This is a genomic window from Aquabacterium sp. J223 (assembly GCF_024666615.1).
In the GTDB taxonomy this organism is placed as follows: domain Bacteria; phylum Pseudomonadota; class Gammaproteobacteria; order Burkholderiales; family Burkholderiaceae_C; genus J223.
The window spans coordinates 1,663,945-1,688,140 of the sequence record NZ_CP088297.1 but is presented as its reverse complement, the minus strand read 5'-3'; the positions used below and the strand labels follow the sequence as shown (position 1 = coordinate 1,688,140).

The window sequence follows — 24,196 nt, the reverse complement described above, 5'->3', positions numbered from 1 at the left end:
CCATGCGCATCCACGAGATCGACCTCGGCACGCCGAAGCGCGAATCCACCGCCCTGGTCACGCTGACCATCGACGGCCAGCCGGTGACGGTGCCGGCGGGCACCTCCGTCATGCGGGCCGCCGCCGAGGCCGGCACCAACATCCCCAAGCTCTGCGCCACCGACAGCCTGGAGGCCTGGGGCTCCTGCCGCATGTGCCTGGTCGAGATCGAGGGCCGCAAGGGCTACCCGGCCTCCTGCACCACGCCGGTGGAGAACGGCATGGTGGTGCGCACCCAGAGCGCCAAGCTGCAGGACCTGCGGCGCAACGTGATGGAGCTGTACATCAGCGACCACCCGCTGGACTGCCTGACCTGCAGCGCCAACGGCGACTGCGAATTGCAGGACATGGCCGGCGAGGTCGGCCTGCGCAACGTCCGCTACGGCGTGGGCGAGGCGGCCGGCGCGCACCACCTGAACGACACGAAGGACGAGTCCAACCCGTACTTCACCTATGACCCGAGCAAGTGCATCGTCTGCAACCGCTGCGTGCGCGCCTGCGAGGAGACCCAGGGCACCTTCGCGCTGACGATCTCGGGCCGCGGCTTCGACTCGCGGGTGTCGGCTGGCCAGGACCAGCCCTTCATGGACAGCGAGTGCGTGAGCTGCGGCGCCTGCGTGCAGGCCTGCCCCACCGCCACGCTGCAGGAGAAGTCGGTCATCTCGCTCGGCATGCCGACCAAGAGCGTCATCACCACCTGCGCCTACTGCGGCGTGGGCTGCGGCTTCAAGGCCGAGGTGCGCGGCGAGGAGGTCATCCGCATGACGCCGTGGAAGGACGGCCAGGCCAACGAGGGCCACTCCTGCGTCAAGGGCCGCTTCGCCTGGGGCTACGCCACCCACAAGGACCGCATCACCAAGCCGATGATCCGCAAGAAGATCACCGACCCCTGGACCGAGGTGTCGTGGGAGGAGGCGATCGGCTACGCCGCCAGCGAGTTCAAGCGCATCCAGGCCCAGCACGGCCGCGACTCGATCGGCGGCATCACCTCCAGCCGCTGCACCAATGAAGAGACGTACCTGGTGCAGAAGCTGGTGCGCGCGGCCTTCGGCAACAACAACGTCGACACCTGCGCCCGCGTCTGCCATTCGCCCACCGGCTACGGCCTGGGCCAGACCTTCGGCACCTCGGCCGGCACGCAGACCTTCAAGTCGGTCGAGCAGTCCGACGTGATCATGGTCATCGGCGCCAACCCGAGCGACGCGCACCCGGTGTTCGCCTCGCGCATGAAGAAGCGGCTGCGCGAGGGCGCCAAGCTCATCGTGGTCGACCCGCGCCGCATCGACCTGGTCGACGCGCCGCACGTCAAGGCCGACGTCCACCTGCAGCTGCGGCCGGGCACCAACGTCGCCGTCATCACCGCGCTGGCGCACGTGGTGGTCACCGAGGGCCTGCTCGACGAGGCCTACATCGCGCAGCGCTGCGACGACAAGAGCTTCGCGCAGTGGCGCGAGTTCGTGGCACGGCCCGAGAACTCGCCCGAGGCGATGGCCGAGGTGACCGGCGTGCCGGCCGAGGCCATGCGGCGCGCGGCGCGCCTGTACGCGACGAAGGGCAAGAACGCCGCCATCTACTACGGCCTGGGCGTGACCGAGCATGCGCAGGGCTCGACCATGGTGATGGGCATCGCCAACCTGGCCATGGCCACCGGCAACGTCGGCCGCGAGGGCGTGGGCGTGAACCCGCTGCGCGGCCAGAACAACGTACAGGGCAGCTGCGACATGGGCAGCTTCCCGCATGAGCTGCCGGGCTACCGGCATGTCAGCGACACCACCGTGCGCGCCGAGTTCGAGGCGGCCTGGGGCGTGCCCATCCAGGCCGAGCCGGGCCTGCGCATCCCGAACATGTTCGACGCCGCGCTGGACGGCAGCTTCATGGGGCTGTACTGCGAGGGCGAGGACATCGTGCAGTCCGACCCCAACACGCAGCACGTCACCGCCGCGCTGTCGGCGATGGAGTGCCTGGTGGTGCAGGACATCTTCCTCAACGAGACCGCCAAGTACGCCCACGTCTTCCTGCCCGGGGCGTCGTTCCTGGAGAAGGACGGCACCTTCACCAACGCCGAGCGCCGCATCTCGCGCGTGACCAAGGTGATGAAGCCGCTGGCCGGCTACGCCGACTGGGAGGTGACGCAACTGCTGGCCAATGCGCTGGGCTACCCGATGCACTACGAGCACCCGTCGCAGATCATGGACGAGATCGCGGCGCTGACGCCCACCTTCCGCGGCGTCAGCTACGACAAGATCAAGCGCCTGGGCAGCGTGCAGTGGCCCTGCAACGAGGACACGGACGAAGCCGGCACGGCCATCATGCACGTCGACCACTTCGTGCGCGGCAAGGGCCGCTTCATCATCACGCAGTACGTGCCCACCGACGAGAAGGTCACCCGCCGCTACCCGCTGCTGCTGACCACCGGCCGCATCCTCAGCCAGTACAACGTCGGCGCGCAGACCCGGCGCACCGCCAACAACCTGTGGCACCACGAGGACCGGCTGGAGATCCACCCGCACGACGCCGAGGAGCGCGGCATCCGGGAAGGCGACTGGGTCGGCATCCAGAGCCGCGCCGGCGAGACGGTGCTGCGCGCGCAGTTGAGCGAGCGCATGCAGCCCGGCGTGGTCTACACCACCTTCCACTTCCCCGAGAGCGGCGCCAACGTCATCACCACCGACAACTCCGACTGGGCCACCAACTGCCCCGAGTACAAGGTGACGGCGGTGCAGGTGATGCCGGTGGCCCAGCCCTCGCAGTGGCAGCAGGAGTACGGACGCTTCAACCGCACGCAGCTGGACCTGCTGGCGTCGGCCAAGCCGGCCGAGGCGGTGCCGGCCAAGTGAGCCTGGACGACGTCCCCGGCGCCCGCCGCGTGCAGGCCCTCGCCCGCCGCGACGGCGCGGTGCGCGCGGTCGGCGACTGGGTGGCCGACGAGGTGCCGGTGGCGCTGCAGTACAACGGCGTGAGCCATGCGGTGATGCTGTGCACCCCGCTCGACCTGGAGGACTTCGCCGTCGGCTTCTCGCTCAGCGAGGGGCTGGTCGACGGCGCCGCCGACGTGTTCGGCGTCGAGGCGGCCGAGGCCGCCGAGGGCTGGGTGCTCGACCTGGAGATCGCCAGCCGCTGCATGGTGCGGCTGAAGGAACGCCGCCGCACGATGGCCGGCCGCACCGGCTGCGGCCTGTGCGGCACCGACAGCCTGGCCACCGCGCTGCCCGGCGTGGGCGGCGGCGTGGCGCAGCCGGCGCGCTTCGACGCCGCGGCGGTGGCCCGCGGGTTGCGCCAGCTCAAGGAGCACCAGTCGCTGGCCCGGGCCACCGGCGCCACCCATGCCGCCGGCTGGTGCCGCGCCGACGGCCGCATCGACCTCGTGCGCGAGGACGTCGGCCGCCACAACGCGCTCGACAAGCTGGTCGGCGCCCTGGCCCGCCAGGCGCTGCCGGCCGCCGAGGGCTTCGTCGTCGTCACCAGCCGTGCCAGCTACGAGATGGTGCAGAAGACCGCGCGCGCCGGCGTCTCGCTGATGGCCGCCATCTCCGCGCCCACCGCACTGGCGGTGCACACGGCCGACGACGCCGGCCTCACCCTGCTCGGCTTCGCCCGCGGCGACGACTGGGTGGCGTACAGCCATGCCGAACGACTGATCTTTCCGGCCCCATGAGCAACGACTCGACCCAGCATTTGGTCCGCATGGCCAACAGCATCGGCGACTTCTTCGTCGCCATGCCCGACCCGCAGGAAGTGGACGACGGGATCGCCGGTCACATCCGGAAGTTCTGGGAGCCGCGCATGCGCCGGCAGCTCTTCGCGCACCTGGACGCCGGCGGCGAAGGCCTCAGCCCGGCCGTGCTGCAGTCGCTGCGGGCCCACCGCGAAGCGCTGTGCCCCTCCCCGCCCGACGAGGTGCCGCCGCCGACGGGCGGCTGACGATCCGCGGCCCGGCATGCCCGGTGGCACACCACCCGTGTCGCCGGCATCCCTCAACGCGCCTCGTCGTCCAGTGCATACGCGGCCCGTGACAGCTCGGCGGCGGTCTTCAGCCCCAGCTTGCGCTTGATGCTGGCGCGGTGGGTTTCGATGGTGTGGACGCTGCGGTGCAGGGCGCGGGCGATTTCGCCGGTCTTCAGCCCGCGGCCGATGAGGCGCAGCACCTCGGCCTCGCGTTCGCTCAACCCCTTCAGGCCGCCGGGGCTCGCCTCGGCCGCGCCAGTGAGGCGCTCCAGCAGGTCGCTGGCGATGGCCTCGCTGACGTAGACCTGCCCCTCGCGCACCGCCCGCAGCGCGGCGACGATCTTGCGCGTGGCCTCCTGCTTCATCACGTAGCCGCGGGCACCGGCGCGCAGCGCGCGCTCGGCCTGCAGCCGCTCGTCGTGCATGGACAGCACCAGGCTGCGCACCTGCGGGTGCCGGGACCTGGCCAGCCGGATCAGCTCCAGCCCCGACCGCTGTTCGAGCGACAGGTCGACCACCATCAGCTCGACGTGCCGCGTGGCCAACACCGTCAGCGCCTCGTCGACGCTGCCCGCCTCGCCGCAGACCGTGAAGTCGCTCTCGCGGCCGACCAGCTGGCCGATGCCATGCCGCAGGATGGGGTGGTCGTCGACGATCAAGACCGGCGTCATGCGCGCTCCCCGTCGTGGCGCTCGTTCCCCGGCCACGCCAGCACGACGCGCCAGCCACCCTCGCCGTCCGGCCCGGCCTGGAGCGCGGCACCGATGAGCTGGGCACGGTGCCGCATCAACCGCAGGCCGATGCCGCCGGTGGCCGCGGCCGCGCCACCGCCGGCGCCGTTGCGGACGTGCAGCGCCGGCATCGGCCCGTCCTGCATGAGTTCGATCTCGATGGCCGCGCCGGGTGCATGCTTCAGCGCATTGGCGAGCGCCTCCTGGGCGATGCGGTAGACGTGAATGGCCATCGCGTGGTCTGGCAGGTCCACCGCACCCGACACCCGCAGGGTGCAGCGCCGACGCGTCTGCCGCTCGGTGCTGTCGGCAAGGGTGCGCAGCGCGGCGGTCAGGCCGTCGTCGTCCATCGCCACCGGGAACAGGCCATGCGCCAGGCGGCGCGCCTGCGCCACCGCGTCGCTGACCATGGCCTCGATCTGCTCGGCGCTGCGCTGGGCCTGCGCCGCGCCGGCAGCCTCCAGGTCGCGCGCCAGCAGCTCGGCCTGGATGGCGGTGGCGGTCAGGTGCTGGCCCAGCCCGTCGTGCAGCTCGCGGCCGAAGTGCTGCTGCGACTGCTCGGCCAACTGCAGCAGCTCCTGCTCCAGTCGCGCGCGCTCGGCCATCTGCACCTGCAGGGCGTCGTTCGCCTGCGCCAGGTCGCGGGTGCGTTCGGCCACGCGCTGCTCCAGCACGCGCCGGGCATGGCGCAACGCCTCGGCCGCGGCCACGCGGGCGCTGACGTCGACGCCGGACACGATGGCGTGGGTCATGCGGCCGTCGCGGTCGCGCAGCGCGCTGGCGGTCCACGACACCGTGATCGGCGGACCCTGGCGGCAGCGCAGGCCGCTGTCCAGCCGTGCCCGGTCGCTCACCCGCAGGCGCAGCAGCTCGGCATGGCCGGCCACCTTGTCGTGTTGCGCCTCGGGGATGAGCGCGTCCTCGAACAGCCGACCCACCACGTCGTGCGCGGCAAAGCCGGTGGCCTGCTCCAGGCTGCGGTTGATGCGCAGGATGCGGCCCTGGGCATCCAGCACGACGACCAGCGCGCCCTCGGCATCGAGGATGGCATCGCCGAAGTCGCGGTCGCGGATGGCCTGGGCGCGGGCCGCGTCGCGCTCGCCCTGCGCGGCGGCCAGCAGCAGGCTGGTGACGGTGATGACGTTGGCGAACACCCACCAGCGCACCAGGCTGCTGGTGAGGTCGCCGTCGACGAAGGGGCCCGTGCCGCGCACCGTGCCCCACACCGCCGCCACCGTGACGGCCAGCGTCAGCAGCGTGGCCCCGCGCAGACCGAACCGCAGCGCGGCCCACACCGCCATCGGAAACAGCGCCAGCGACGCCGGGTAGTAGCCGGCCCGCACCAAGGGCCCGAACACCAGCACGCACAAGGCGAGCAGCACCAGCGCCAGCAGCACCGCCTGCGCCAACGCGCGGGGCGCCAGCCGGCGCGGCCGCTGCCACCAGGCCAGCAGCCAGGGCGTGAGCACCACCACGCCCGCCGCATCGCCCATCCACCACTGCAGCGCCACGTCGCGCAGCGCCTCGGTGGGCAGCGTCCCGTCCAGCCACAGCGCGGTGGGGCCGATGGCCGCGCTCAACGCCGCACCGGCGGTGCCCAGGGCCAGCAGCGCCACCACGTCGCGCACGCGGCCGAGGGCGTTGTCGAAGCCCACCCGGCGCAACGCCCACCAGCCGAAGAAGGTCTGCACCAGGTTGCCCAGCGAGATGCCGAGGATGGCCGCCACCGACGCCCCCGTGCCGGCATTGGCGATGAGGTCGCCCAGCACGATGCCCCAGGCCGGGCGCGGCCCCCAGCGCAACAGCACGAACAGGCTCAGGCCGGTGGGCGCCCAGACCAACGTGACGTTGGGCGCCAGGCTGGAGTAGGCCAGCCCGAGGCGCGCCGCCGCGCCGTAGGCCAGCGCCAGCAGCAGGCCCTGCGTCAACGCGCGGGGCAGTGCCCCGGGCAGGGACGGTGTCAGCGGCACGGGCAGCGTGGTCATGGCCGGCAGCGTCGAAGCAGCAAGCGGGCCAGTGCGGGCTTACCCCAGCGCGTCGACGGCGAACACCGCGTTCACCTCCACGGCGGCGCGCCGCGGCAGGCTGGCCACGCCCACCGCGGTGCGGGCATGCCGGCCGGCCTCGCCCCAGAGCGCGACGAACAGGTCGGAGGCGCCGTTGACCACCGCCGGCACGAACTCGAACGCCGGCGCGCAGTTGACGAAACCGCCGACGTTCACGCAGCCGCGCACCCGCTGGAGGTCGCCACCGCAGGCCAGCTTCAGGCAGGCCAGCAGGTTCAAGGCGCACAGCCGCGCCGCCTGCTGGCCCTGCGCCAGGTCGAACTCGCGGCCGACCTTGCCGACGAAGGGCACCGTGCCGTTCCATTCGTTGACCTGGCCGGCCAGCCAGACCAGGCCGCCGTGCAGCCGCCAAGGCACGAAGTTGGCGATGGGGGTGGGTGGCACCGGCAGCTCAAGCCCCAGTTCGGCCAACCGGTCTTCCACAACACTCATGCCGCCAACCCCTTCATCAGCGCTGCCGAGTCCGTCATGAAGCCGTACAGCAGCTGGACGTTGAACTCGGTGGCCTGCATGCAGAACGGCGGCGAGGTGGTGCCCACGCAGTCGCGCAGCATCAGCACGTCGTAGCCCAGGAAGCTGGCGTCCTCCAGCGTGGTCATCACGCACTGGTCGGCGTTGACGCCGGCGAAGAACAGCGTGCAGACGCCCATGTTGCGCAGGATGCTGTCCAGCGGCGTGTCCCAGAAGCCGCTGAAGCGGTGCTTGGTGACGTGGATGTCGCGCTCGCCGGGGTTCAGCTCGTCGACGATGGCCGCGCCCCAGGAGCCCTCGCGCAGGATGACGTCGCCGCCCGGGATGCGCTCGCCCAGGCCGGGCGGCGTGCCGTCGTGGGTGTGGGCGTGCAGCAGCGACGGGTGGATGTTGAGCAGGTCGCGCCGCACGCCCCAGTTCAGCCAGACGATGGGCACGCCCTGGGACCGCAGCACCGGCACCAGCACCTGCAGCGGCGCGATGGGCGCACGGTCGGGCGTGATGTCGATGCCGCGGTGGTGCAGGTAGCCGCCTTCGCTGCAGAAGTCGTTCTGCATGTCGACGATCACCAGCGCGCTGCGGTGGGCGTCGATCACCACGTGCTGCGGCTGGGCGTCCAGCGCCACCGGGCGCACCGGCAGGCGCTCGGCGCGCGAGAGGTCGCAGCGGGTGGCGTCCACCCGCCAGCGGTTGGCGGCATGGGCGCCGAGGACGTGCATCGCGGCCACCGTCACTTCACCGTGCCGATGACGCCACGCACGAAGAAGTTCATGCTTTCCAGCTGCTCCATCGGCATCGGCTTGCCGGCGGGCAGGATCTCGTGGCCCTCCTGGCCGGCCAGCGGCCCGGACCAGACGACGAACTTGCCGTCGAGGATGTCCTGCTTCTTCGCCAGCACGGTGGCGCGCGCCGCCTGCGGCACGGCCGCGCCGAAGGGGTCGAGCACCACGGTGCCGTCCTTCAGGTCGCCGCGCACATGGCTGGGCTTCCAGGTCCCGGCCTGGATCTCCTTCGTCAGCTTCAGCATGGTCGGGCCCCAGTTCCAGGAGGCGCCGGTGAGCACCGCCTTCGGCGCCAGCTTCGACACGTCCACGTCCTTGCCGACGACGTGGATGCCGCGCTTCTCGGCGGTCTGCGCGATGGTGATCGGGCTGTCCACCTGCTCGCCGATGACATCGATGCCGGCGTCGACCAGCGAGTTGGTGGCCTCGGCCTCCTTGGCGGGCAGCAGCCAGCCGCCGGTCCACACCACGCTGGTGGTGGCCTTGGGGTTCATGGCCTGCGCACCGAGCGTGAACGCGTTGATCGAGCGCACCACCTGCGGGATCGGGAAGGCGGCGATGAAGCCCAGCTTGCCGCTCTTGCTCACCGCGCCGGCCGCCATGCCGGCGAGGTACATCGCGTCGTCGGAATTGGCCCAGTAGGTGCCGACGTTGTCGCCCAGCTTCAACCCGCCGGCGTGCAGGAAGGCCACCTTGGGGTACTTCTTGCCGAGCGAGACGGCGTAGTCCAGGTAGCCGTAGCTGGTGGCGAAGATGATGCTGGCGCCGGAACGGATCATGCGCTCCATCACCTTCTCCACCTCGGCGGTCTCGGGCACGTTCTCCACGTGCAGGGTCTTGGTGCCCGGCAGGTTCTTGGCCACGTACTGGCGGCCGATGTCCATCGAGGTGTTGTAGCCGTAGTCCTTCTCGGGACCGACGTAGATGTAGCCGAGGGTGGCGGCCGCCACCGGCGCTGCCAGCGCGGCGGACAGGGAGAACAGCACGGCGAGCGAACGGAAGGTCTTCATCGGAGGCTCCTTGGGGTGATCGAGGGACTGGAACGCGGGTCAACGTTCGAGCACGGAGCGCAAGCCGGCCGGGGCGCCGCCGCCATCCTTCATGCGCAGGCAGGTGACGGTGAAGACGGCCAGGCTGACGAGGTAGGGCAGCGTGTGCAGCAGGTGGGCGCTGACCGCGGCATCGGCGGCCTGCAGGCGCAGCGACAGCGCCTCGGCCAAGCCGAACAGCAGCGCCGCCGGCAGCGTCAACCAGGGGGTTCCAGCGGGCGACGATGACCAGCCCGACGGCGACGATGCCGCGGCCCGCCGTCATGCCCTCGGCCCAGGTGCGGGTGTGGTCCACCGACAGCGCGGCCCCGCCCAGGCCGGACAGCAGGCCACCCACCGCGACGCCGGCGGTCATCACCCGCCACGGCACGATGCCCGCGGCGCGCGCCACGTCCGGGCTTTCGCCCACCGCACGCCAGCGCAGGCCGGTTCGGCTGCGGTACAGCCACAGTGCGACGAGCGGGACCGCCGCCAGCGCGATCACCATCGTGGGCGTGACGCCGCCAGGCCCGGCATCGAAGCCGGCCATCGGCCGGCCGACCCATCTGGCGCCGGCGTAGGCGCTGATGCCAGAACCGAGCAGCCACACCGCCAACCCGCTGGCGAAGGGGTCGGCCTTCACCGCCACCGTGAGCGCGGCGTACACCGACGACAACAGGGCGCCGGCCAGCGCACCCGCGCACAGTCCCAGCCACGGGTTGCCGCTGGCCGACGCGGCGCCGAAGCCGGCCACCGCGCCGACCAGCATCTGCCCTTCGACGCCGAGGTTGATGCGCCCCACCCGCTGCGTCAGGCATTCGCCCAGCAGCACCAGCAGCAGCGGCGTGGCGCTGCGCACGGTGGAGACCGCCAGGCCGTTGAGCAGCGCGTCGGCGGCCTCAGCCACGGCCGGCCCTCCAGCCGCCCACCGCCAGCAGCGAGACGAACAGCAGGCCCTGCACCACCAGCGTGGCCGACGACGGCACCTGCGTGGTCATCTGCAGGCCATCCCCCCGCCGCCAGCAGCGCACCGACCAGCAGCGACAGAACGACCACCGGCCCGATGCGCCGGCCCGCCAGCCAGGCGACGAGGAAACCGCTCAGGCCCGCCCCCTGGGCCAGGTCGGGCTGCAGGCGGCCCTGCACCGCGCCGGTCTCGGCGATGCCGGCCAGGCCGGCCAGCGCACCGCCCAGGCCCATGGTCAGCAGCACCTGGCGATCGAAGTTCAGCCCGGCCAGCGGCGCCAGCCGCGGGTTGCTGCGCAGCACATCGAGCACCAGCCCCCAGCGCGTGCGGGTGAACAGCGCGTGCAGCGCGATCGCCAGCGCCAGCGCGATGAACAGCCCGGCGTGCACCCGTGAATCGCCCAGGCTGGGCAGGCGAACGGCGTCGGGGAACTCGATGCTGGCCGGCCAGCCCTGGCTGTGCGGGCTCTTCCACGGGCCGTAGACCAGCCAGGTGATCGCCAGTGCCGCCACGTAGTTGAGCATCAGCGTGGCGATCGTCTCGTTGACCCGCGCGCCCACCCGCAGCAGCGCTGGCAGCAGCGACCACAGTGCCCCCCGAGGGCGCCGCGAGGCCAGCACGATGGTCAGCGACGAGCAGCCCACCAGCACCGCGCCAGTGCCGGCGATGGCGCCGGCGCACAGCTGCCCCTCCGCGCCCACCGAGATCAGCCCCAGCCGGGCCGGCACCACGGTGGCCAGCGCGCACAGCAGGATGGGCGTGGCGCGCACCAGCGATTCGCCCGCGGCATAACCGCTGCCGGCGGCCGCCTCCGCGATCTCGCGCAGCAAGTGCAGCGGCTCGCGGCCGATGGCCACGAAGAACAGCATCGACAGCAGGATGAACAGCGCGCCGACGCTCAGCGCGTGCAGCCCCGGGGCAAGGTCCCGCCTCATGCCGCGACCTTCATCGACACCGGCGTCGACGCCGGCTGTCCGCTCATCCATGCCCCCAGCGCCTGCGCGCTGGTGCGCGAGGCGTCGGCCACCGTCACCAGCCGGCCGTCGAACATCACCGCGATGCGGTGCGCATGGCGCAGCAGGTCGTCCAGGTCCTCGCTGACCCAGAGCACCGCGCAGCCCTGCGTTGCCAAGCCGAACAGCGTGTCGTAGACCTGCGCGCTGGCGGCCACGTCCAGGCCCATGGTCGGGTAGCAGGCGACCACCGCCACCGGCGCGTCGTGCAGCTCGCGGGCGATGACCAGCTTCTGCAGGTTGCCGCCGGACAGCGCCCGCGCCGACGCCCGCGCATCGGCCGGGCGCACGCCGAAGCGCGCGATCAGCGCGTCGGCATCGTGCAGCAGCGCCGACCGGCGCGGCATGAAGGGCAGCGTGCGCAACCGCTTGAGCGCCAGGTTGACCGCCAGCGACAACTCGGGCGCCACCGCGTTGCGCGCCGGCTCGCTCGGGATGACGCCGAGCTGCGGCGTCGGCCGCGACGGCAGGCGTGGCGCCCGCAGCAGCGTGCCGTCGAGGATCACCTCGCCGGCCTGCAACGGGCGCAGACCGGCCACCGCCTCGGCCAGGTCGGTCTGACCACTGCCCGACACGCCGGCGACGCCGACGATCTCGCCGGCCCGCACCTCGAGGGTGGCCTGCCGCGCCCGGCCGGCGCAGACGCCGGCCAGGGCCAGCCGCACCGGCGCCCGGTCGTCCGGCGCCCGCGGCGCCCGCACCGGCGGCGGCGCCTCGCCCACCATCCAGTTGACGATGCGTGCATCAGTGGCGTCCTCGGCCGCCACCTGGGCCACCACCCGACCGGCACGCATCACCGCCACCCGGTCGGCGCAGGCCCGCACGTCGGCCAGCTTGTGCGTGATGAGCACGACGGCCACGCCGCGCGCGGTCAGGCCGCGGATAAGCGCCCACAGCCGCTCGGCCTCGGCCGGGGTGAGCACCGCGCTGGGCTCGTCGAGGATGACGCAGCGCGCCTGGCGCGCCCCGCCCTGCGGCGAACCGATCGACAACAGCACCTTGGCGAGCTCGACCAGCTGCAACTGGCCCACCGCCAACGAGGACGCCGACGCCTCGGCGTCGAGTCCCGGTGCCAACGTGTGCAAGTGGTCATCGAGCGCCCGCAGCCGCCGGCCACGGCGTCCCAGCCACCATGGCGAAGACGGCACCGCCAGCGCCAGGTTCTCGCGCACCGACAGCGCCGGGACGAGGCTGAACTGCTGGAACACCATGCCGATGCCGAGTGCCATCGCCTCCCGCGGCGACGCGATGCGCACCTCGGCGCCGTCGACGTGGATGCTGCCGGCGTCCGGCGTCAGCACGCCGTAGAGCAGCTTCATCAGCGTGCTCTTGCCGGCGCCGTTCTCGCCCAGCAGGGCCAGCACCTCGCCGCCGCGGACGTGCAGGTCCGCGGCGGCCACCGCGGTGACGGCGCCGAAGCGCTTGTCGAGGCGCTGCAGGCGGAGATCGATGGGGGCGGCGGGCACCGACGTCATGGCCCGCCAAGGCTAGGTCCGGCCCGGCCGCCGGTCGATCGCGCGCCGCGGGGTTCGCGGGTCGCGGTTCGGCTCAGGCGGGGTGGTGGGTTCCACCAGGCCGGGCTTCCCAATCAACCGCGATCGAGCACACTGCCACCCGATCCTGCGCCCGCGGCGCACTTCGTCGGGACACTGCCATGGAAAGCTCCGCCGTCGACCTCAACACCCATGTGCGAACGCCGCTGTCGGCCGCCCATGTGCAGCGGCTGCGCGAGGTCGGCGAGGTGGTGCGCTTCGAGGCGGGCGAGACGATCGTCGCCTTCGGCTCGCCCAACGAGGCGTTCTTCTACCTGCTGGAAGGCGAGGCGGCGGCCTGGGACGAGGTCACCGGCCAGCGCTACGGCAACGCCACGATGGGCCCGTCGCAGTTCACCGGCGAGATGAGTTTCCTCACCGGCGGCACGGCGCAGCTGACCATCCGGGCGGTGACGCCGGTCACCGCCCTGCGCGTGCCGCGCGCCGCCATGCTGCAGGCCCTGGCCGACCTGCCGGAGATGAGCGACATCGTGATCACGGTGCTGGCCGGGCGGCGGCGTCGCCTGATCGAGAGCGGCCAGGCCGGCCTGACGCTCATCGGGCCCGAGGTGGACCGCGCGGTGCGCCGGATCGAGGCCTTCGCGGCGCAGAACCGCATCGCCTACCGGGCCCTCGCGCTGGGCAGCGCCGAGGCCCTGCAGCTGGCGCAGCGCTGCGGCGTGCCGTCGGACCGCGGCGCGGTGGTGCTGGGCGAACGCAGCGTGCTGCCCGATCCCACCCCGCACAGCCTGGCGCGGCGCCTGGGGCTGGACCTGGCCGTGGAGGACGGCGCGACGTTCGACACGGTGATCGTCGGCGCCGGCCCCGCCGGGCTGGCGGCGGCGGTGTACGCCGGCGCCGAAGGCCTGTGCGCGCTGGTGGTCGACGAGACCGCCGTCGGCGGGCAGGCCGCCACCTCGTCGCGGATCGAGAACTACATGGGCTTCCCCACCGGCATCTCCGGCGCCGACCTGTGCGCGCGCGGCGAGATCCAGTCGCTGAAGTTCGGCACGCGCTTCGCGGTGCCGCGGCGGGTGACGGCGCTGCACCGCGAGGGTCACGCCTTCGCCGTCACGCTCGACGACGGCGTGGTGGTGCGGGCGCGTTCGCTGGTGGTGGCCACCGGGGTGCAGTACCGGCGCCTGCCGCTGGACCGGCTGGCGCAGTTCGAGGGCGCGGGCGTGTCCTACGCCGCCACCGAGCTGGAGGCGCGGCACGTCGCGGGCCGCACCGCGGTGGTCATCGGCGGCGGCAACTCCGCCGGCCAGGCCGCGATGTTCCTCAGCCGCCGGGCGCAGCGCGTGCACCTGGTGGTGCGTGGCGCCTCGCTGGCGGCGTCGATGTCGGACTACCTGATCGAACGGATCCGCAGGAACGACGCCATCACCCTGCACCACCATGCCGAGGTGACGGCGCTGCACGGGTCGCAGACGCTGGAGGCGGTGACGCTGCGCGAGGCCGGCGTCGAGACCCGCGTGGAGACCGCGGGCCTGTTCGTCATGGTCGGCGCGCAGCCCAACACCGGCTGGCTGTCCGGCCTGGTCGAGCTGGACGCCAAGGGCTTCGTCGTCACCGGCGAGGGCTACGCCACCTCCTGCCCCGGCATCTTCGCGGTGGGCGACGTGCGGGCCGGGTCGGTCAAGCGCGTGGCGGCGGCCGTGGGGGAAGGATCGGTGGTCATCTCCAAGGTCTGGGCGCACGCCGCGCAGGGCGGGCGGCACGCCTGACCGACGCGGCGGGCGACGTGGCGCGGCCTGGCGATCAGGGCTGCTTCGTCGCCAGGTAGTGGGCCAGCGCCCCCAGGTCCGCGTCGGTCATGCCGGCCAGGGTGGCGGCCATGATGGTGTCGCGGCCCGGGCCCGGGTGGTCGCGGAACTCCTTCATCGACTGCAGCAGGTAGGCCTCGTTCTGCGCCGACAGGCGCGGCACCTGGTTCTGGCCGCGGTAGTCCGGCAGGTGGCAGGAGCCGCAGTTGGCGCGCTGCGACAGCGCCGCACCGCGCTGCTGCAGCGCCGGCTGCGCCACCACGCCGGCCGCCACCCGCGGGCGCTGGGCGGCGAAGTGGCGGGCCAGGGCGGCGATCTCGTCGTCGGTCATGCCCTCCAGCACCGGCTTCATCGCCGGCACGTCGCGCAGGCCCTCGCGCATCATCAGCAGCTGGTTGTCGATGAACAGCCGCGGCTGGCCGGCGATGGACGGGAAGCCGGGCACCGGCGCGTTGCCGTCCTCGCCGTGGCAGGCGGTGCACGTGGCGGCGCGCGGGGGCGCCTGTGCCACGGCCTGAGCCGCCACCAGCGAAGCGGCCAGCGCCAGCCCGGCCGCCTCAGCGCGCATAGGTGATGCGGTAGATGGCCCCCAGCTGTTCGTCCGTCACCAGCAGCGAGCCGTCGGGCTGCTGCAGCAGGTAGGTCGGGCGGCCGCTGAAGCTGTCGTCGGCGCTGTTGAGGAAGCCGGTCATGAAGGGCTGCACCTGCGCGCCCCGGCCGTCGGCGCCCACGCGCACGGTCACCACGTCGTAGCCCGACTTGCGCTCGCGGTTCCAGGAGCCGCGCCGCGCCACGAAGGCCACGTTGCGGTACTCGGCCGGGAACATGTTGCCGGTGTAGAAGTGGATGCCCATCACCGCGGTGTGCGGGCCCAGCGTCGTCACCGGCAACTGCACGCCGGCGCAGGCGTTGTCGCGCGGGAACTCGCGGTCGCGCACGCCGTTGGCGTGGCAGTAGGGGAAGCCGAAGTTCAGGCCGCTGCGCGGCATGCGGTTCAGCTCGTCCTCGGGCGAGTCGTCGCCCATCCAGTCGCGGCCATGGTCGGTGAACCACAGATCGCCGGTCGTCGGGTGCCAGGTGAAGCCGACGGTGTTGCGCACGCCGCGGGCGATCACCTCCATGCCCGAGCCGTCGGCGTTGTAGCGGCGGATCTGGGCGTACTCCTCGGTGGGCTCGCAGATGTTGCACGGCGCGCCGAAGGGCACGTACAGCTTGCCGTCGGGGCCGAAGGCGATGTACTTCCACTGGTGGTGGCGGGCGCTGGGCAACTTGAAGGCCGCCGTCATGTCCACCGGCTGGGCGTTCGGATTGCGCTCGATGCCGTCGAAGCGCAGCACCTTGTCCAGCGCCATCACGTACAGCGAGCCGTTGCGGAAGGCCACGCCGGCCGGCTGCGACAGCCGGTCGACCACCACCCGCGAGGTGCGCTGGCCGCCCTGGTCGGTGACCTCGTAGACGCGGCCGATGGTCCGGGTGCCGATGTAGATCTTGCCGTCGTCGCCGCGGGCCATGGCACGCGCGCCCGGCATGCCATGCGCCCACAGCTCGGCCTTGAAGCCCGGCGGCAGGCGGAAGCTGGCCATCGGGATCTCCGACGGCGGGGTGACGCGCAGCGGCGTCGGGATTGGCGCCAGGCGGGAGCCGGCCTGCGACGGCAGCCGGCCTTCGCTGCCGGGCGCGCCGCCGGTGGCGGGCGCGGCGGGCGTGGGCGCGGGCGCGGTGGCGACAGGGGCGGCGGGCGGCGGCATGGACTGGCAGGCCGCCAGCGACAGCACCAGGGCGGCGAGCGCGAACCGGATCGGCATTCTTGGGATCTCCCTTCGAGTGGCAGCGGGCGGAGGGCGGCCTACGCCCTCCGCGGCGCGCCCACTGTAGGCCCGGGATCCGTACACATACTCAGTAATGCCCCGGGGGCACCTCGGGGTGGGCCAGGGCCGGCCGCCGCCGCGATCAGACGCTGGTGAGGAACGCGCGGATCGCCTCGTTCACTGGCTCGGGGTGCGTGACCGGGCCCATGTGGCCGAGTTCGGCGAAGGTGCGGACGGTGACCCGCGGCAGCGCACCGGCCAGCCGGCGCGCCACGCCGTGCGCCGCCGTGGTGGAGCGGCCGCCGGTCATCAGCAGCACCGGCAGGTCGAGCGCGCGGAAGGCGGCCAGCGGCGTCGGCTCCGTCATCAGCGCATGGGCCCAGCGACGCACCTGCGTCACCGACTGGGCGATCGCCGGCCGGCGGTGGGCCGGTGTGGCGGCCCAGGCGCCGGGCGCCATCCAGTAGTCGATGAAGGCGGCGGCCGCAGCGTCGCGGTCGCCGGCGTCGAGGGCGGCCGCGGCGGCGGCGATGGCGGCGCGGATGCCGTCGGCCTCGTTGGGCGGCGCGCCGTCGGCCTCGATGAGGCCGAACAGCGTCGGCTCGTACACCGCCAGCGCCCGCACCGCGCCGGGCCGGGTCAGCGCAACCTTGAACGCCACCGCGGCGCCGTAGGAATGGCCGACCAGCACCACCGGCGTGGACAGCGCGTCGAGCACGGGGGCGAGCAGGTCGGCCTCGTCCTGCAGCGAGATGACGCGGTCCGACGGCCACGCCGGGCTCTGCCCCGCGCCCCAGCCGTCCACCGCCAGCACCCGGTGGGTGGGCGCCAGCAGCCTCATCAGCCCGCGCCACTGGCTGGACGTGCTGGCGTTGGCGTGCAGGCAGACCACCGCCGGGCCCTCGCCCTCCTCGCGGACGAAGGGGCGCGGCCCGGTCACGAGACGACCCCCTGCGCCGCGCGCTTCGGGGTTCGCGCTCGGGAGCGGGCCAGCGCTCATGACACCCGTGCCAGCGCCTGTTCGAAGTCGGCCTTCAGGTCGTCGGCGTCCTCGATGCCCACCGACAGCCGGACCAGGCCGTCGGCGATGCCCATCGCCGCCCGGCGCTCGGCGCCCATCTCGTAGAAGATGGTGTGGGCCACCGGGATGGCCAGCGTGCGGTTGTCGGCGAGGTGGCTGGAGACGATGACCAGCTGCAGCGCGTCGAGGAAGTCGAAGCAGTCGAGGCCGGCCTTGAGCTCGAAGCTCAGCAGCCCGCCGAAGCCGCCCTTGAACAGCGCCGCGGCGCGCTCGTGCTCGGCATGCGAGGACAGCCCGGGGTAGTGCACCCGGTCGATCTGCGGCTGCCCGTCGAGCCAGCGCGCCAGCTGCAGCGCGTTGTCGCAGACGCGGGCCATGCGCAGGGCCAGCGTCTCGGCGCCGGCGGCGATGCGGTGCGCGTCCTCCGGCCGCAGCGTGGCGCCGAAGTCGCGCAGGCCCTTCTTGCGCAGCTGCAGCATGCCCCAGCCGGCGGCGTCGCCCTTCCGGTAGGGCGGCAGGATGTTGGGGTAGCGGGCCCAGTCGAAGAGGCCGGTGTCCACCACCGCACCGCCCATGGCGTCGCCGTGGCCGCCGATGGCCTTGGTCAGCGAATGCACGACGAAGCCGGCCTGCACGTCCTTCGGCTTGAACAGCACCGGCGTGGTCAACGTGCTGTCGACCACGTAGAGCAGGCCGCGGGCGGCGCACAGCTCGCCGATGCCGGCCAGGTCGGCCACCTGGGTGCGCGGGTTGGCGATGGTCTCGGTGAAGACGATGCGGGTGGTGGGCCGCAACGCAGCCTCCACCTTCGCCACGTCGGTGGCGTCGACGAAGCTGACCTCGATGCCGAGGCCCTGCAGCGTCTGCATCAGGCTGTTGGTGTTGCCGAACAGGAACTGGCTGGTGACCACGTGGTCGCCGGCCTTCAGCAGCGCCGCCGCGATGGCGCCGATGGCCGCCATGCCGGTGGAGAACACCGCGGTGGCGCGCGCCTCCTCCAGCAGCGTGACCTTCTGCTCCAGCGCGGCGCCGGTGGGGTTGCCCTGGCGGGCGTAGACATAACCCGGCTTGTCGCCCTGGAACACCGCGGCCAGGTCGCGCGACGACGGGTAGCTGTAGGCCGCGGCCAGGTGCAGCGGCTTGTGCACCGCGCCGTGCTCGATGGGCTGCAGCCGGTCGGCGTGCAGCAGGCGGGTGGTCAGGCCCTGGTGGCGCTTGGTGGACATCGCGGATCGCTCTTCAACGGGGTGCACGGCATTATCGGCCTGGCCCTGCCATGGGGTCCCGTATGCTCGCGGCCCACACGACACAGGGAGCATGGCCGATGGCGGCAGGCACGGCAGCGGGCGCGGCGCAGGTCGCGCTGACGGTCCTCGGATGGGCGCTGGTGGCGGCCAGCCTGGTGCCGCTGTCGCGGGCGCAGCACTGGTGGGTGCGCGCACTCGACTTCCCGCGCCTGCAGATCGCGATCCTGCTCATCGCCGTCGGCCTCGCGCACGTCGCCTGGGTGCCGCACGGAGCCGGCGCCCTTGTCCTGCGCGCGCTGATGGTGGTGAGCCTGGGGGTGCAGGCGCGGCGCATGCACCGCTACACGCCGCTGGTGCGCCGGCAGGTGCAGGACTGCGAGGTGCGCGACCCGCGACGTGAGCTGCGGCTGCTGTTCGCCAACGTCTTGCAGACCAACCGCTGCTTCGAGGGCCTGCTGGCCGAGATCCGCCGCACCGACCCCGACGTCGTCCTCGCGCTGGAGACCGACGGCTGGTGGCAGCAGCAGCTGGACGTGCTGCGCGCGACCCACCCTCACGTGGTGCTGCAGCCGCAGGACAACACCTACGGCATGCTGCTGTATTCGCGGCTGCCGCTGATCAAGCCGGAGGTGCGGTTCCTCGTCGAGCCGGACATCCCGTCCATCCACCTGCACGTGCGACTGGGCAGCGGCACCGAGGTGCGGCTGCACTGCCTGCACCCGCGTCCGCCGGCACCGCAGGAAAGCGACAGCTCGGTGCCGCGCGACGCCGAGCTGCTGGTGGTGGGCAAGGCCATCCGAGACCAGCCGGGCCCGGTGGTGGTGATGGGCGACATGAACGACGTCGCCTGGTCCCACACCAGCAGCCTGTTCCGCAAGGTCAGCGGCCTGCTCGACCCGCGCATCGGCCGCGGCTTCTTCAACAGTTTCCACGCCGACCACTGGTTCCTGCGCTACCCGCTGGACCACTTCTTCCATTCCAACGACTTCCGGCTGGTCGAGTTCTGCCGGCTGGCGCGCTACGGTTCCGACCACTTCCCGGTCTACATCCACCTGCTGCACAAGCCCGCGGCCCAGGCCGACCAGCCGGAGCCGCAGGCCCCCGCCGAGGACCGGGCCGAGGCGCGCGAGAAGATCGACGAGGCCGGCGCGCAGGGGGTGCGCGTGCCGGACTGAGCGGGTCGGTGCCGTGTTGCGGGACGGCATTGCACGGCCGCCCGGCTTCCCGCAAAATACACACACCGTCGTACACACAAGAAGGTGGTGCCATGGACTCTTTGACGACCCGCGTCTTCAACAACGGCAACAGCCAGGCGGTCCGAATTCCGGCCGAGTTCAGGCTCGATACGGACCGGGTGCGCATCTCTCGCAACGAGCAGGGCGACCTGCTCATCCAGCCGCTGCGCGCCGAACGGGGGACCGCCCTGCTCCAGGCCTTGCAGACCTTGAACGAGGCGGACAGCACGTTCGTCGCTGCCCTCGAGTCGGAACAGGCGTTGGCGCTGCCCGTGCAGGACCGCGAAGCGCTGTGATCTACCTGCTCGACACCAACATCCTCATCTACCTGATCAAGCAGCAGCCGCCCGCCATCGCCGAACGGGTGAATGCACTGGGCGATGACGACCGGCTGTTGATGTCGTTCATCACCTGGGCCGAACTGCTCAAGGGCGCCGAGCGCAGCACGCGCAAGGCGGAGGTGCTGCGACGGCTCGACGCGCTGGCCCGGCAGGTGCCAGTGGCCTACCCCACCAGCCCTGCCATCTGCCGCCACTACGCCGAGCAGTCGACCCGCTTGAAGGACGCCGGCACGCCCATTGGCGCTAACGACCTCTGGATCGCCTGCCATGCGCTGGCCGAAGGGGCCGTCTTGGTGACCCACAACCTGCGTGAATTCCAGCGTGTGGCCGGCTTGAGGACGGAAGACTGGGTGGCCTGAGCCTGCCATGCATGTCCTTCTGATCGACGACCACCCACTGTTCCGTGAAGGCCTGGCGCGACTGTTGCGGGACATTGAATCCGGGACGCAGGTGTCGCAGGCAGGCGACTGCGACGAAGGCTTCCGCCTGCTGACCTCGGCGCCCAACCCGGTGTCGCTGGTGCTGCTGGACCTGGCCCTTCCCGGCCGCCATGGACTGGACGCGCTCAAGGACCTCCGGGCCCACTCGCCTGAGGTGCCGGTGGTGGTGCTGTCGGCCGTCGACGAGCAGTCGGTGGTGCTGCAGTGCCTGGACCGAGGGGCTGTCGGCTACGTGCAGAAGTCGGCCACACCGGAGGTGCTCGCGCAGGCGCTGCGCGATGCGCTTGCCGGCCGCATCCACCTGCCACCGCTGACGGCGGCGCCGACAGCCCAGCCCGACCTGTCACGCCTCACCCCTCGGCAGCGAACGGTCTTGAAACTGCTGCTGCAGGGCCAGCCCAACAAGCGCATCGAGCAGGCGCTCGGCCTGGCCGCCCCCCACGGTGAAGGCGCATGTGAGCGGCGTGCTGCGCGCCCTCGGCGTCACCACGCGGACCCAGGCCGTCATCGTCGCCGGCCGGCTCGGCTTGACCTGGACGGCCGACGATGGTCAGCCGTCTTCTGGCTAGGCAGACCGCACCCGGCCGAGCACCTCGACGAGCTGGCGCAGCCGCAAGGGTTTGTGCAGCAGCGGGAGGCCGGCCGCATGGATGGCGCGCAGGTCTTCTTCGGCCAGGTCGCCCGACAGCACGGCGGCCGGCAGTTCCGGGTCGCCCAACGCGGTCCGCAACTCGGCGATGGCCGACACCCCGTCCCGGCCCTTGCCCAGCCGGTGGTCGGAAATCACCAGGTCGGGAAGCCGCTGGTGCTGCTCCAGCTGATGCAGCGCCTCGTCGGCACTGGCGGCGACGATGCGCGGGCAGCCCACCGCGTCCAGCGCCAAGCCCAACGCCTGGCGAACCGCGGCATCGTCGTCGATGACGATCACGAAGGCGCCGCGGGCGTGGTCGGGCAGTTGGGCGTCGAGGGCGTGCGCTGCACCGTCAGGGCCGGCCGCGGGCGCTGCGGGTGCATCGGCCATGGGCAAAGCCAACGTGAAGCGACTGCCGCGTCCCGGTAACGAACACACCGTCACCCGGTGGCCGAGCAGCGCGGACAGCCGGCTCACCACCGCCAGGCCCAACCCCAATCCCCGCTCGCGCTCTGGCGCCACCACCGCGGCTCCCAGTTGCGTGAACTCCTCGAAGATGCGCTCGCGGTCGGCGTCGGCGATGCCGATGCCGGTGTCCCACACTTCGATCTTCAGCGTGCCGCCCCGCGGCCGGCATCCGATCAGCACCCGCCCACCGGCCGGCGTGTAGCGCACGGCGTTGCCGACCAGGTTCAGCACGATGCGCTCCAACAGCAGCGCATCGGTGTCGCCGTAGCGAACGTTGGGCGACCGGTGCCAGTGCAGCGCGACCCGGTTTCGCGCGGCCTGGGGGCGGGTCTGCGCTACCACCCGCGAAAGCACCTCGTCGATCGAGGTCCGGCCGCGCCGCACCGCCACGGCGCCGGCCTCCAACCGCGACATGTCGAGGATGCCCTGGAACAGCTGGCCCATCGCGCCCGCGGCGTCCTGCAGTTGCTGGACGAGCAGCGGGTCGGGCTTTTCGTCGACATGGCGCGACAAGACGTCGGCCAGCAGCGCGATGGCCTGCATCGGCTGGTGCAGGTCGTGGCTGGCGGCGACGATGAAGCGGGTCTTGGCCAGGTTGGCCCGCTCGGCTTCCAGCGTGCGCCGGTCCAGCGCGACGTTCAGGTCCTGTAGCGCCAGGGCCTGCGCACGGATGCGCTCGTGCGCCCCGGCCAGCCGGCTCACCAGCGACGTCATGCGACGCGCCGGCACCATGACCACCAGCAGCGTGGCCGCCAGCACGAACACAGTGGCGACGATGCTGCGCTGGATGGAAGTGCGCACCGGCCGCCAGGCTTCGTCCCACGGCTGCTCCAGCACCAGGGTGGCCTGCAGCGGCGGGAAGGAGGCAGTGGTGATCACGCCATCTCCGCTGCCACCGCGATTCAGCCGTAGCAGGTCGACCTGCTGAGTGGGCGCGGCCACACCCGGGTGCAGGTCGTTCCAGCCGACTGCCGCGAAGGTCTGCTGCTGCTCGCTGTGGACGACGATGCGGCCATCGCGATCGACGAGGTACAGCGCGCTGCGCGGGCTGGGCAGCAGTCGGCGCAGCTCCGCCGACAACGGGTGCAGCGCCGTCTCCACGCCGAGGTACAGGTTGGGCCGGCCGGAGACGGCAGAGCGCCCGCCGAGGACGATGCGCACCCTCGGCGCCGAGCCGTTGTGACGGAATACCGGACCGAAGCTCGGCGCGTCGACTCGATCCGGCTCGGGCCAGTCCGGCGCATCGGTGTCGGCATGCACCAGTCCATCGTTGACCACGCGACCGGCCTGCAGCAGCAGGTCCTGCGCAGGGGCATGCAGACGCGCAGCAGTGAAGGCGTTGTCGCTCTTCAGCAGCCGGTAGACCTCCTGCTCGCGCAGCGCGCCGTCAAGCCGCGACCAGCCTTCGAGCTGGCGCAGCGAGCCGCGCAACTGCCCGACCTGCCGGTCCAGCGCCGCGCCGAGTTGCTGTGTGGCCGACCACACCACCAGCCGGTGTCGCTGCTGCAGCGCCGCTTCGGTGTCGCGCCAGACGGCATGGGCCTGGTAAGTGCCCAGCGCTGCCATCATCGCCAGCACCAGCAAGGCCGCGGCCAGCAGGTAGCGGCGGAACAGGACGGCCAGGTCCGACGCCCGCGGCCGGGCGGCTCCATCACTCGATGACACGGTCCGCGCGCAGCAGGAAGGCCGGCGCGAACGTGACGCCCAGCCGCCGAGCAGCCTGCAGGTTGACCGTCAGGCGGTAGTCCTGCACCTCCTCGACCGGCACGTCGCCCGGGCGTCGGCCGGCCAACAGCTGTTGCACATGGTGAGCCGCGCGGCTGCAGCCCTCACCCCCGACGATGGTGAAGTGCATCAGCCCCCCGGCATCGGCAAAGCTGCCCGCGAAGCCGATCGTCGCAATGCCCAACTTCGACGCTACGGCGGCGTGCACCCGTGCGTTGGGCAGCCAGTCCGGCAGATACACCGCATGCCGGATGCCCTGCTGCGCCAGGCGCTGGTAGGCCGCTTCCACCCCCTTGTCGCCGTCCACCCAGACATAGCGAGCCTGCACCCGTCGCGGCTTGACCCGGTCGTGCACCAACTGCTGCCGCAGCACATGCCCTGGGTGGTGCTGGTTGGCGACGATGCCCACCTGCTCGATGCCCGGGAAGGCCTGCAGCAGCAGTTCGATCAACTTGAACACATGTTCCTCGCCGCCATTCGAGATGCCGGTGAGCAGGCCGCCAGGCCGGGCATGGCTGCGCACCAGCCCCAGGTCCAGCAGGCTGCCACTGCCCACCGTCACCAGCGGCGTGTTCGGTGCCGCTCGGGCCAGCGCCAGCATCGGGTTGACCCCGCCGGACACCATCAGCGCCGGCTTGGCGGCCGCCAACTGACGCGCCGCTTCCTGAAGCCCCGGCTCGGTGCCGTTGGCGTACGCCACCTGCATGCGGTAGTCGCGCCCCTCCAGCACGCCGCGCTCGGCCAGCGCACTCTTGAGCAGCTTGCCGCAGGTAAATGGGTTGCCGGGCGAGAGGAAGGAGAGGTAGCCGATGAGCGGGACGTCGGCGGCCAGCGCCGGTGCAGGACACACGGCGCATGCAAGCCACATCACCCGCCCCATCAGTGAGCTGATGGCCAACGGAGCGGCCGCGACCTGTTGTTTCGAGCCCATGGCTGGATT

General features: G+C 72.2%; 22 protein-coding genes and 2 pseudogenes. 8 read left to right on the top strand and 16 right to left on the bottom strand.

The window, feature by feature from the left end:
* Nucleotides 1-2 precede the first annotated feature (2 nt).
* The 3 genes from fdhF to LRS07_RS08125 are packed head-to-tail and all read left to right on the top strand — an operon-like array spanning nt 3 to nt 3,960.
* Nucleotides 3-2,876: a formate dehydrogenase subunit alpha gene (gene fdhF, locus LRS07_RS08135; protein WP_260501433.1), complete on the top strand. Its 2,874-nt coding sequence runs from the start codon at nt 3-5 to the stop codon at nt 2,874-2,876.
* The gene (gene fdhD, locus LRS07_RS08130) at nt 2,873-3,694 is read left to right on the top strand and encodes a formate dehydrogenase accessory sulfurtransferase FdhD (protein ID WP_409450618.1); all 822 of its coding nucleotides are present in this window, start codon (nt 2,873-2,875) and stop codon (nt 3,692-3,694) included. The genes fdhF and fdhD overlap by 4 nt, the downstream gene beginning before the upstream one ends.
* Nucleotides 3,691-3,960 carry a formate dehydrogenase subunit delta gene (locus LRS07_RS08125; RefSeq protein ID WP_260501432.1) on the top strand — a complete coding sequence of 90 codons (270 nt, stop codon included), beginning with the start codon at nt 3,691-3,693 and terminating at the stop codon, nt 3,958-3,960. Before fdhD ends, LRS07_RS08125 begins: the two co-directional genes overlap by 4 nt.
* A gap of 53 nt (nt 3,961-4,013) precedes the next feature.
* Here the strand turns inward: LRS07_RS08125 and LRS07_RS08120 are convergent, their stop codons facing one another.
* From LRS07_RS08120 to LRS07_RS08085, 9 genes and pseudogenes are all read right to left on the bottom strand, one after another.
* Complete coding sequence (locus LRS07_RS08120) at nt 4,014-4,655, bottom strand: response regulator (RefSeq protein WP_260501431.1); 642 nt, start codon at nt 4,653-4,655, stop codon at nt 4,014-4,016.
* Nucleotides 4,652-6,700 carry an MASE1 domain-containing protein gene (locus LRS07_RS08115; protein ID WP_260501430.1) on the bottom strand — a complete coding sequence of 683 codons (2,049 nt, stop codon included), beginning with the start codon at nt 6,698-6,700 and terminating at the stop codon, nt 4,652-4,654. Before LRS07_RS08115 ends, LRS07_RS08120 begins: the two co-directional genes overlap by 4 nt.
* 39 nt (nt 6,701-6,739) lie before the next feature.
* Nucleotides 6,740-7,213 (bottom strand): RidA family protein, encoded by a 474-nt coding sequence (locus LRS07_RS08110; protein WP_260501429.1) that lies wholly within the window; start codon nt 7,211-7,213, stop codon nt 6,740-6,742.
* Nucleotides 7,210-7,971 carry a cysteine hydrolase family protein gene (locus tag LRS07_RS08105; protein WP_260501428.1) on the bottom strand — a complete coding sequence of 254 codons (762 nt, stop codon included), beginning with the start codon at nt 7,969-7,971 and terminating at the stop codon, nt 7,210-7,212. Before LRS07_RS08105 ends, LRS07_RS08110 begins: the two co-directional genes overlap by 4 nt.
* Nucleotides 7,972-7,982: 11 nt before the next feature.
* The gene (locus tag LRS07_RS08100) at nt 7,983-9,044 is read right to left on the bottom strand and encodes a BMP family ABC transporter substrate-binding protein (RefSeq protein ID WP_260501427.1); all 1,062 of its coding nucleotides are present in this window, start codon (nt 9,042-9,044) and stop codon (nt 7,983-7,985) included.
* Between the two features lie 39 nt (nt 9,045-9,083).
* On the bottom strand, nt 9,084-9,284 hold the full coding sequence (locus LRS07_RS08095) for a hypothetical protein (protein ID WP_260501426.1): 201 nt from the start codon (nt 9,282-9,284) through the stop codon (nt 9,084-9,086).
* A 34-nt stretch (nt 9,285-9,318) separates the two neighbouring features.
* Nucleotides 9,319-9,894, bottom strand: a pseudogene (locus tag LRS07_RS22225) (ABC transporter permease subunit); the annotation flags it as partial.
* On the bottom strand, nt 9,873-10,964 hold the full coding sequence (locus LRS07_RS08090; RefSeq protein ID WP_260501425.1) for an ABC transporter permease: 1,092 nt from the start codon (nt 10,962-10,964) through the stop codon (nt 9,873-9,875). The gene LRS07_RS08090 and the pseudogene LRS07_RS22225, both read right to left, overlap by 22 nt.
* Nucleotides 10,961-12,517, bottom strand: a complete 1,557-nt coding sequence (locus tag LRS07_RS08085; RefSeq protein WP_260501424.1) for an ABC transporter ATP-binding protein — start codon at nt 12,515-12,517, stop codon at nt 10,961-10,963. The genes LRS07_RS08090 and LRS07_RS08085 overlap by 4 nt, the downstream gene beginning before the upstream one ends.
* A gap of 179 nt (nt 12,518-12,696) precedes the next feature.
* On the opposite strand from LRS07_RS08085, the gene LRS07_RS08080 reads away from it, so the two are divergent.
* Entirely contained in the window at nt 12,697-14,301 is a 1,605-nt protein-coding gene (locus LRS07_RS08080; RefSeq protein WP_260501423.1) for an FAD-dependent oxidoreductase, read from the top strand.
* Between the two features lie 34 nt (nt 14,302-14,335).
* Here the strand turns inward: LRS07_RS08080 and LRS07_RS08075 are convergent, their stop codons facing one another.
* The 4 genes from LRS07_RS08075 to LRS07_RS08060 form a co-directional block, all read right to left on the bottom strand.
* Entirely contained in the window at nt 14,336-14,908 is a 573-nt protein-coding gene (locus LRS07_RS08075; protein ID WP_260501422.1) for a c-type cytochrome, read from the bottom strand.
* Nucleotides 14,898-16,145, bottom strand: a complete 1,248-nt coding sequence (locus tag LRS07_RS08070; RefSeq protein WP_260501421.1) for a PQQ-dependent sugar dehydrogenase — start codon at nt 16,143-16,145, stop codon at nt 14,898-14,900. Before LRS07_RS08070 ends, LRS07_RS08075 begins: the two co-directional genes overlap by 11 nt.
* A 145-nt stretch (nt 16,146-16,290) precedes the next feature.
* Entirely contained in the window at nt 16,291-17,088 is a 798-nt protein-coding gene (locus LRS07_RS08065; protein WP_260501420.1) for an alpha/beta fold hydrolase, read from the bottom strand.
* 56 nt (nt 17,089-17,144) lie between these two features.
* On the bottom strand, nt 17,145-18,395 hold the full coding sequence (locus tag LRS07_RS08060; protein WP_260501419.1) for a cystathionine gamma-synthase family protein: 1,251 nt from the start codon (nt 18,393-18,395) through the stop codon (nt 17,145-17,147).
* Between the two features lie 98 nt (nt 18,396-18,493).
* Between LRS07_RS08060 and LRS07_RS08055 the strand changes: the two genes are divergently transcribed.
* From LRS07_RS08055 to LRS07_RS22220, 4 genes and pseudogenes are all read left to right on the top strand, one after another.
* Entirely contained in the window at nt 18,494-19,591 is a 1,098-nt protein-coding gene (locus LRS07_RS08055; RefSeq protein ID WP_260501418.1) for an endonuclease/exonuclease/phosphatase family protein, read from the top strand.
* A gap of 92 nt (nt 19,592-19,683) precedes the next feature.
* Nucleotides 19,684-19,947, top strand: coding sequence for an antitoxin (locus LRS07_RS08050; protein ID WP_260501417.1), 264 nt, complete (start codon nt 19,684-19,686; stop codon nt 19,945-19,947).
* Nucleotides 19,944-20,351 (top strand): type II toxin-antitoxin system VapC family toxin, encoded by a 408-nt coding sequence (locus LRS07_RS08045; RefSeq protein WP_260501416.1) that lies wholly within the window; start codon nt 19,944-19,946, stop codon nt 20,349-20,351. The genes LRS07_RS08050 and LRS07_RS08045 overlap by 4 nt, the downstream gene beginning before the upstream one ends.
* A gap of 7 nt (nt 20,352-20,358) precedes the next feature.
* Nucleotides 20,359-20,694, top strand: a pseudogene (locus LRS07_RS22220) (response regulator); the annotation flags it as partial.
* A gap of 81 nt (nt 20,695-20,775) precedes the next feature.
* Here the strand turns inward: LRS07_RS22220 and LRS07_RS08040 are convergent.
* Genes LRS07_RS08040 through LRS07_RS08030 form a run of 3 tightly spaced genes read right to left on the bottom strand, consistent with a single transcriptional unit; the run spans nt 20,776 to nt 24,187 of the window.
* Nucleotides 20,776-20,940 (bottom strand): hypothetical protein, encoded by a 165-nt coding sequence (locus LRS07_RS08040; protein WP_260501415.1) that lies wholly within the window; start codon nt 20,938-20,940, stop codon nt 20,776-20,778.
* Nucleotides 20,941-20,997: 57 nt separating this feature from the next.
* Nucleotides 20,998-23,196: an ATP-binding response regulator gene (locus LRS07_RS08035; RefSeq protein WP_260501414.1), complete on the bottom strand. Its 2,199-nt coding sequence runs from the start codon at nt 23,194-23,196 to the stop codon at nt 20,998-21,000.
* A complete protein-coding gene (locus tag LRS07_RS08030; protein WP_260501413.1) occupies nt 23,183-24,187 on the bottom strand; it encodes an ABC transporter substrate-binding protein in 1,005 nt (334 codons plus the stop codon). Before LRS07_RS08030 ends, LRS07_RS08035 begins: the two co-directional genes overlap by 14 nt.
* Nucleotides 24,188-24,196: the final 9 nt, after the last annotated feature.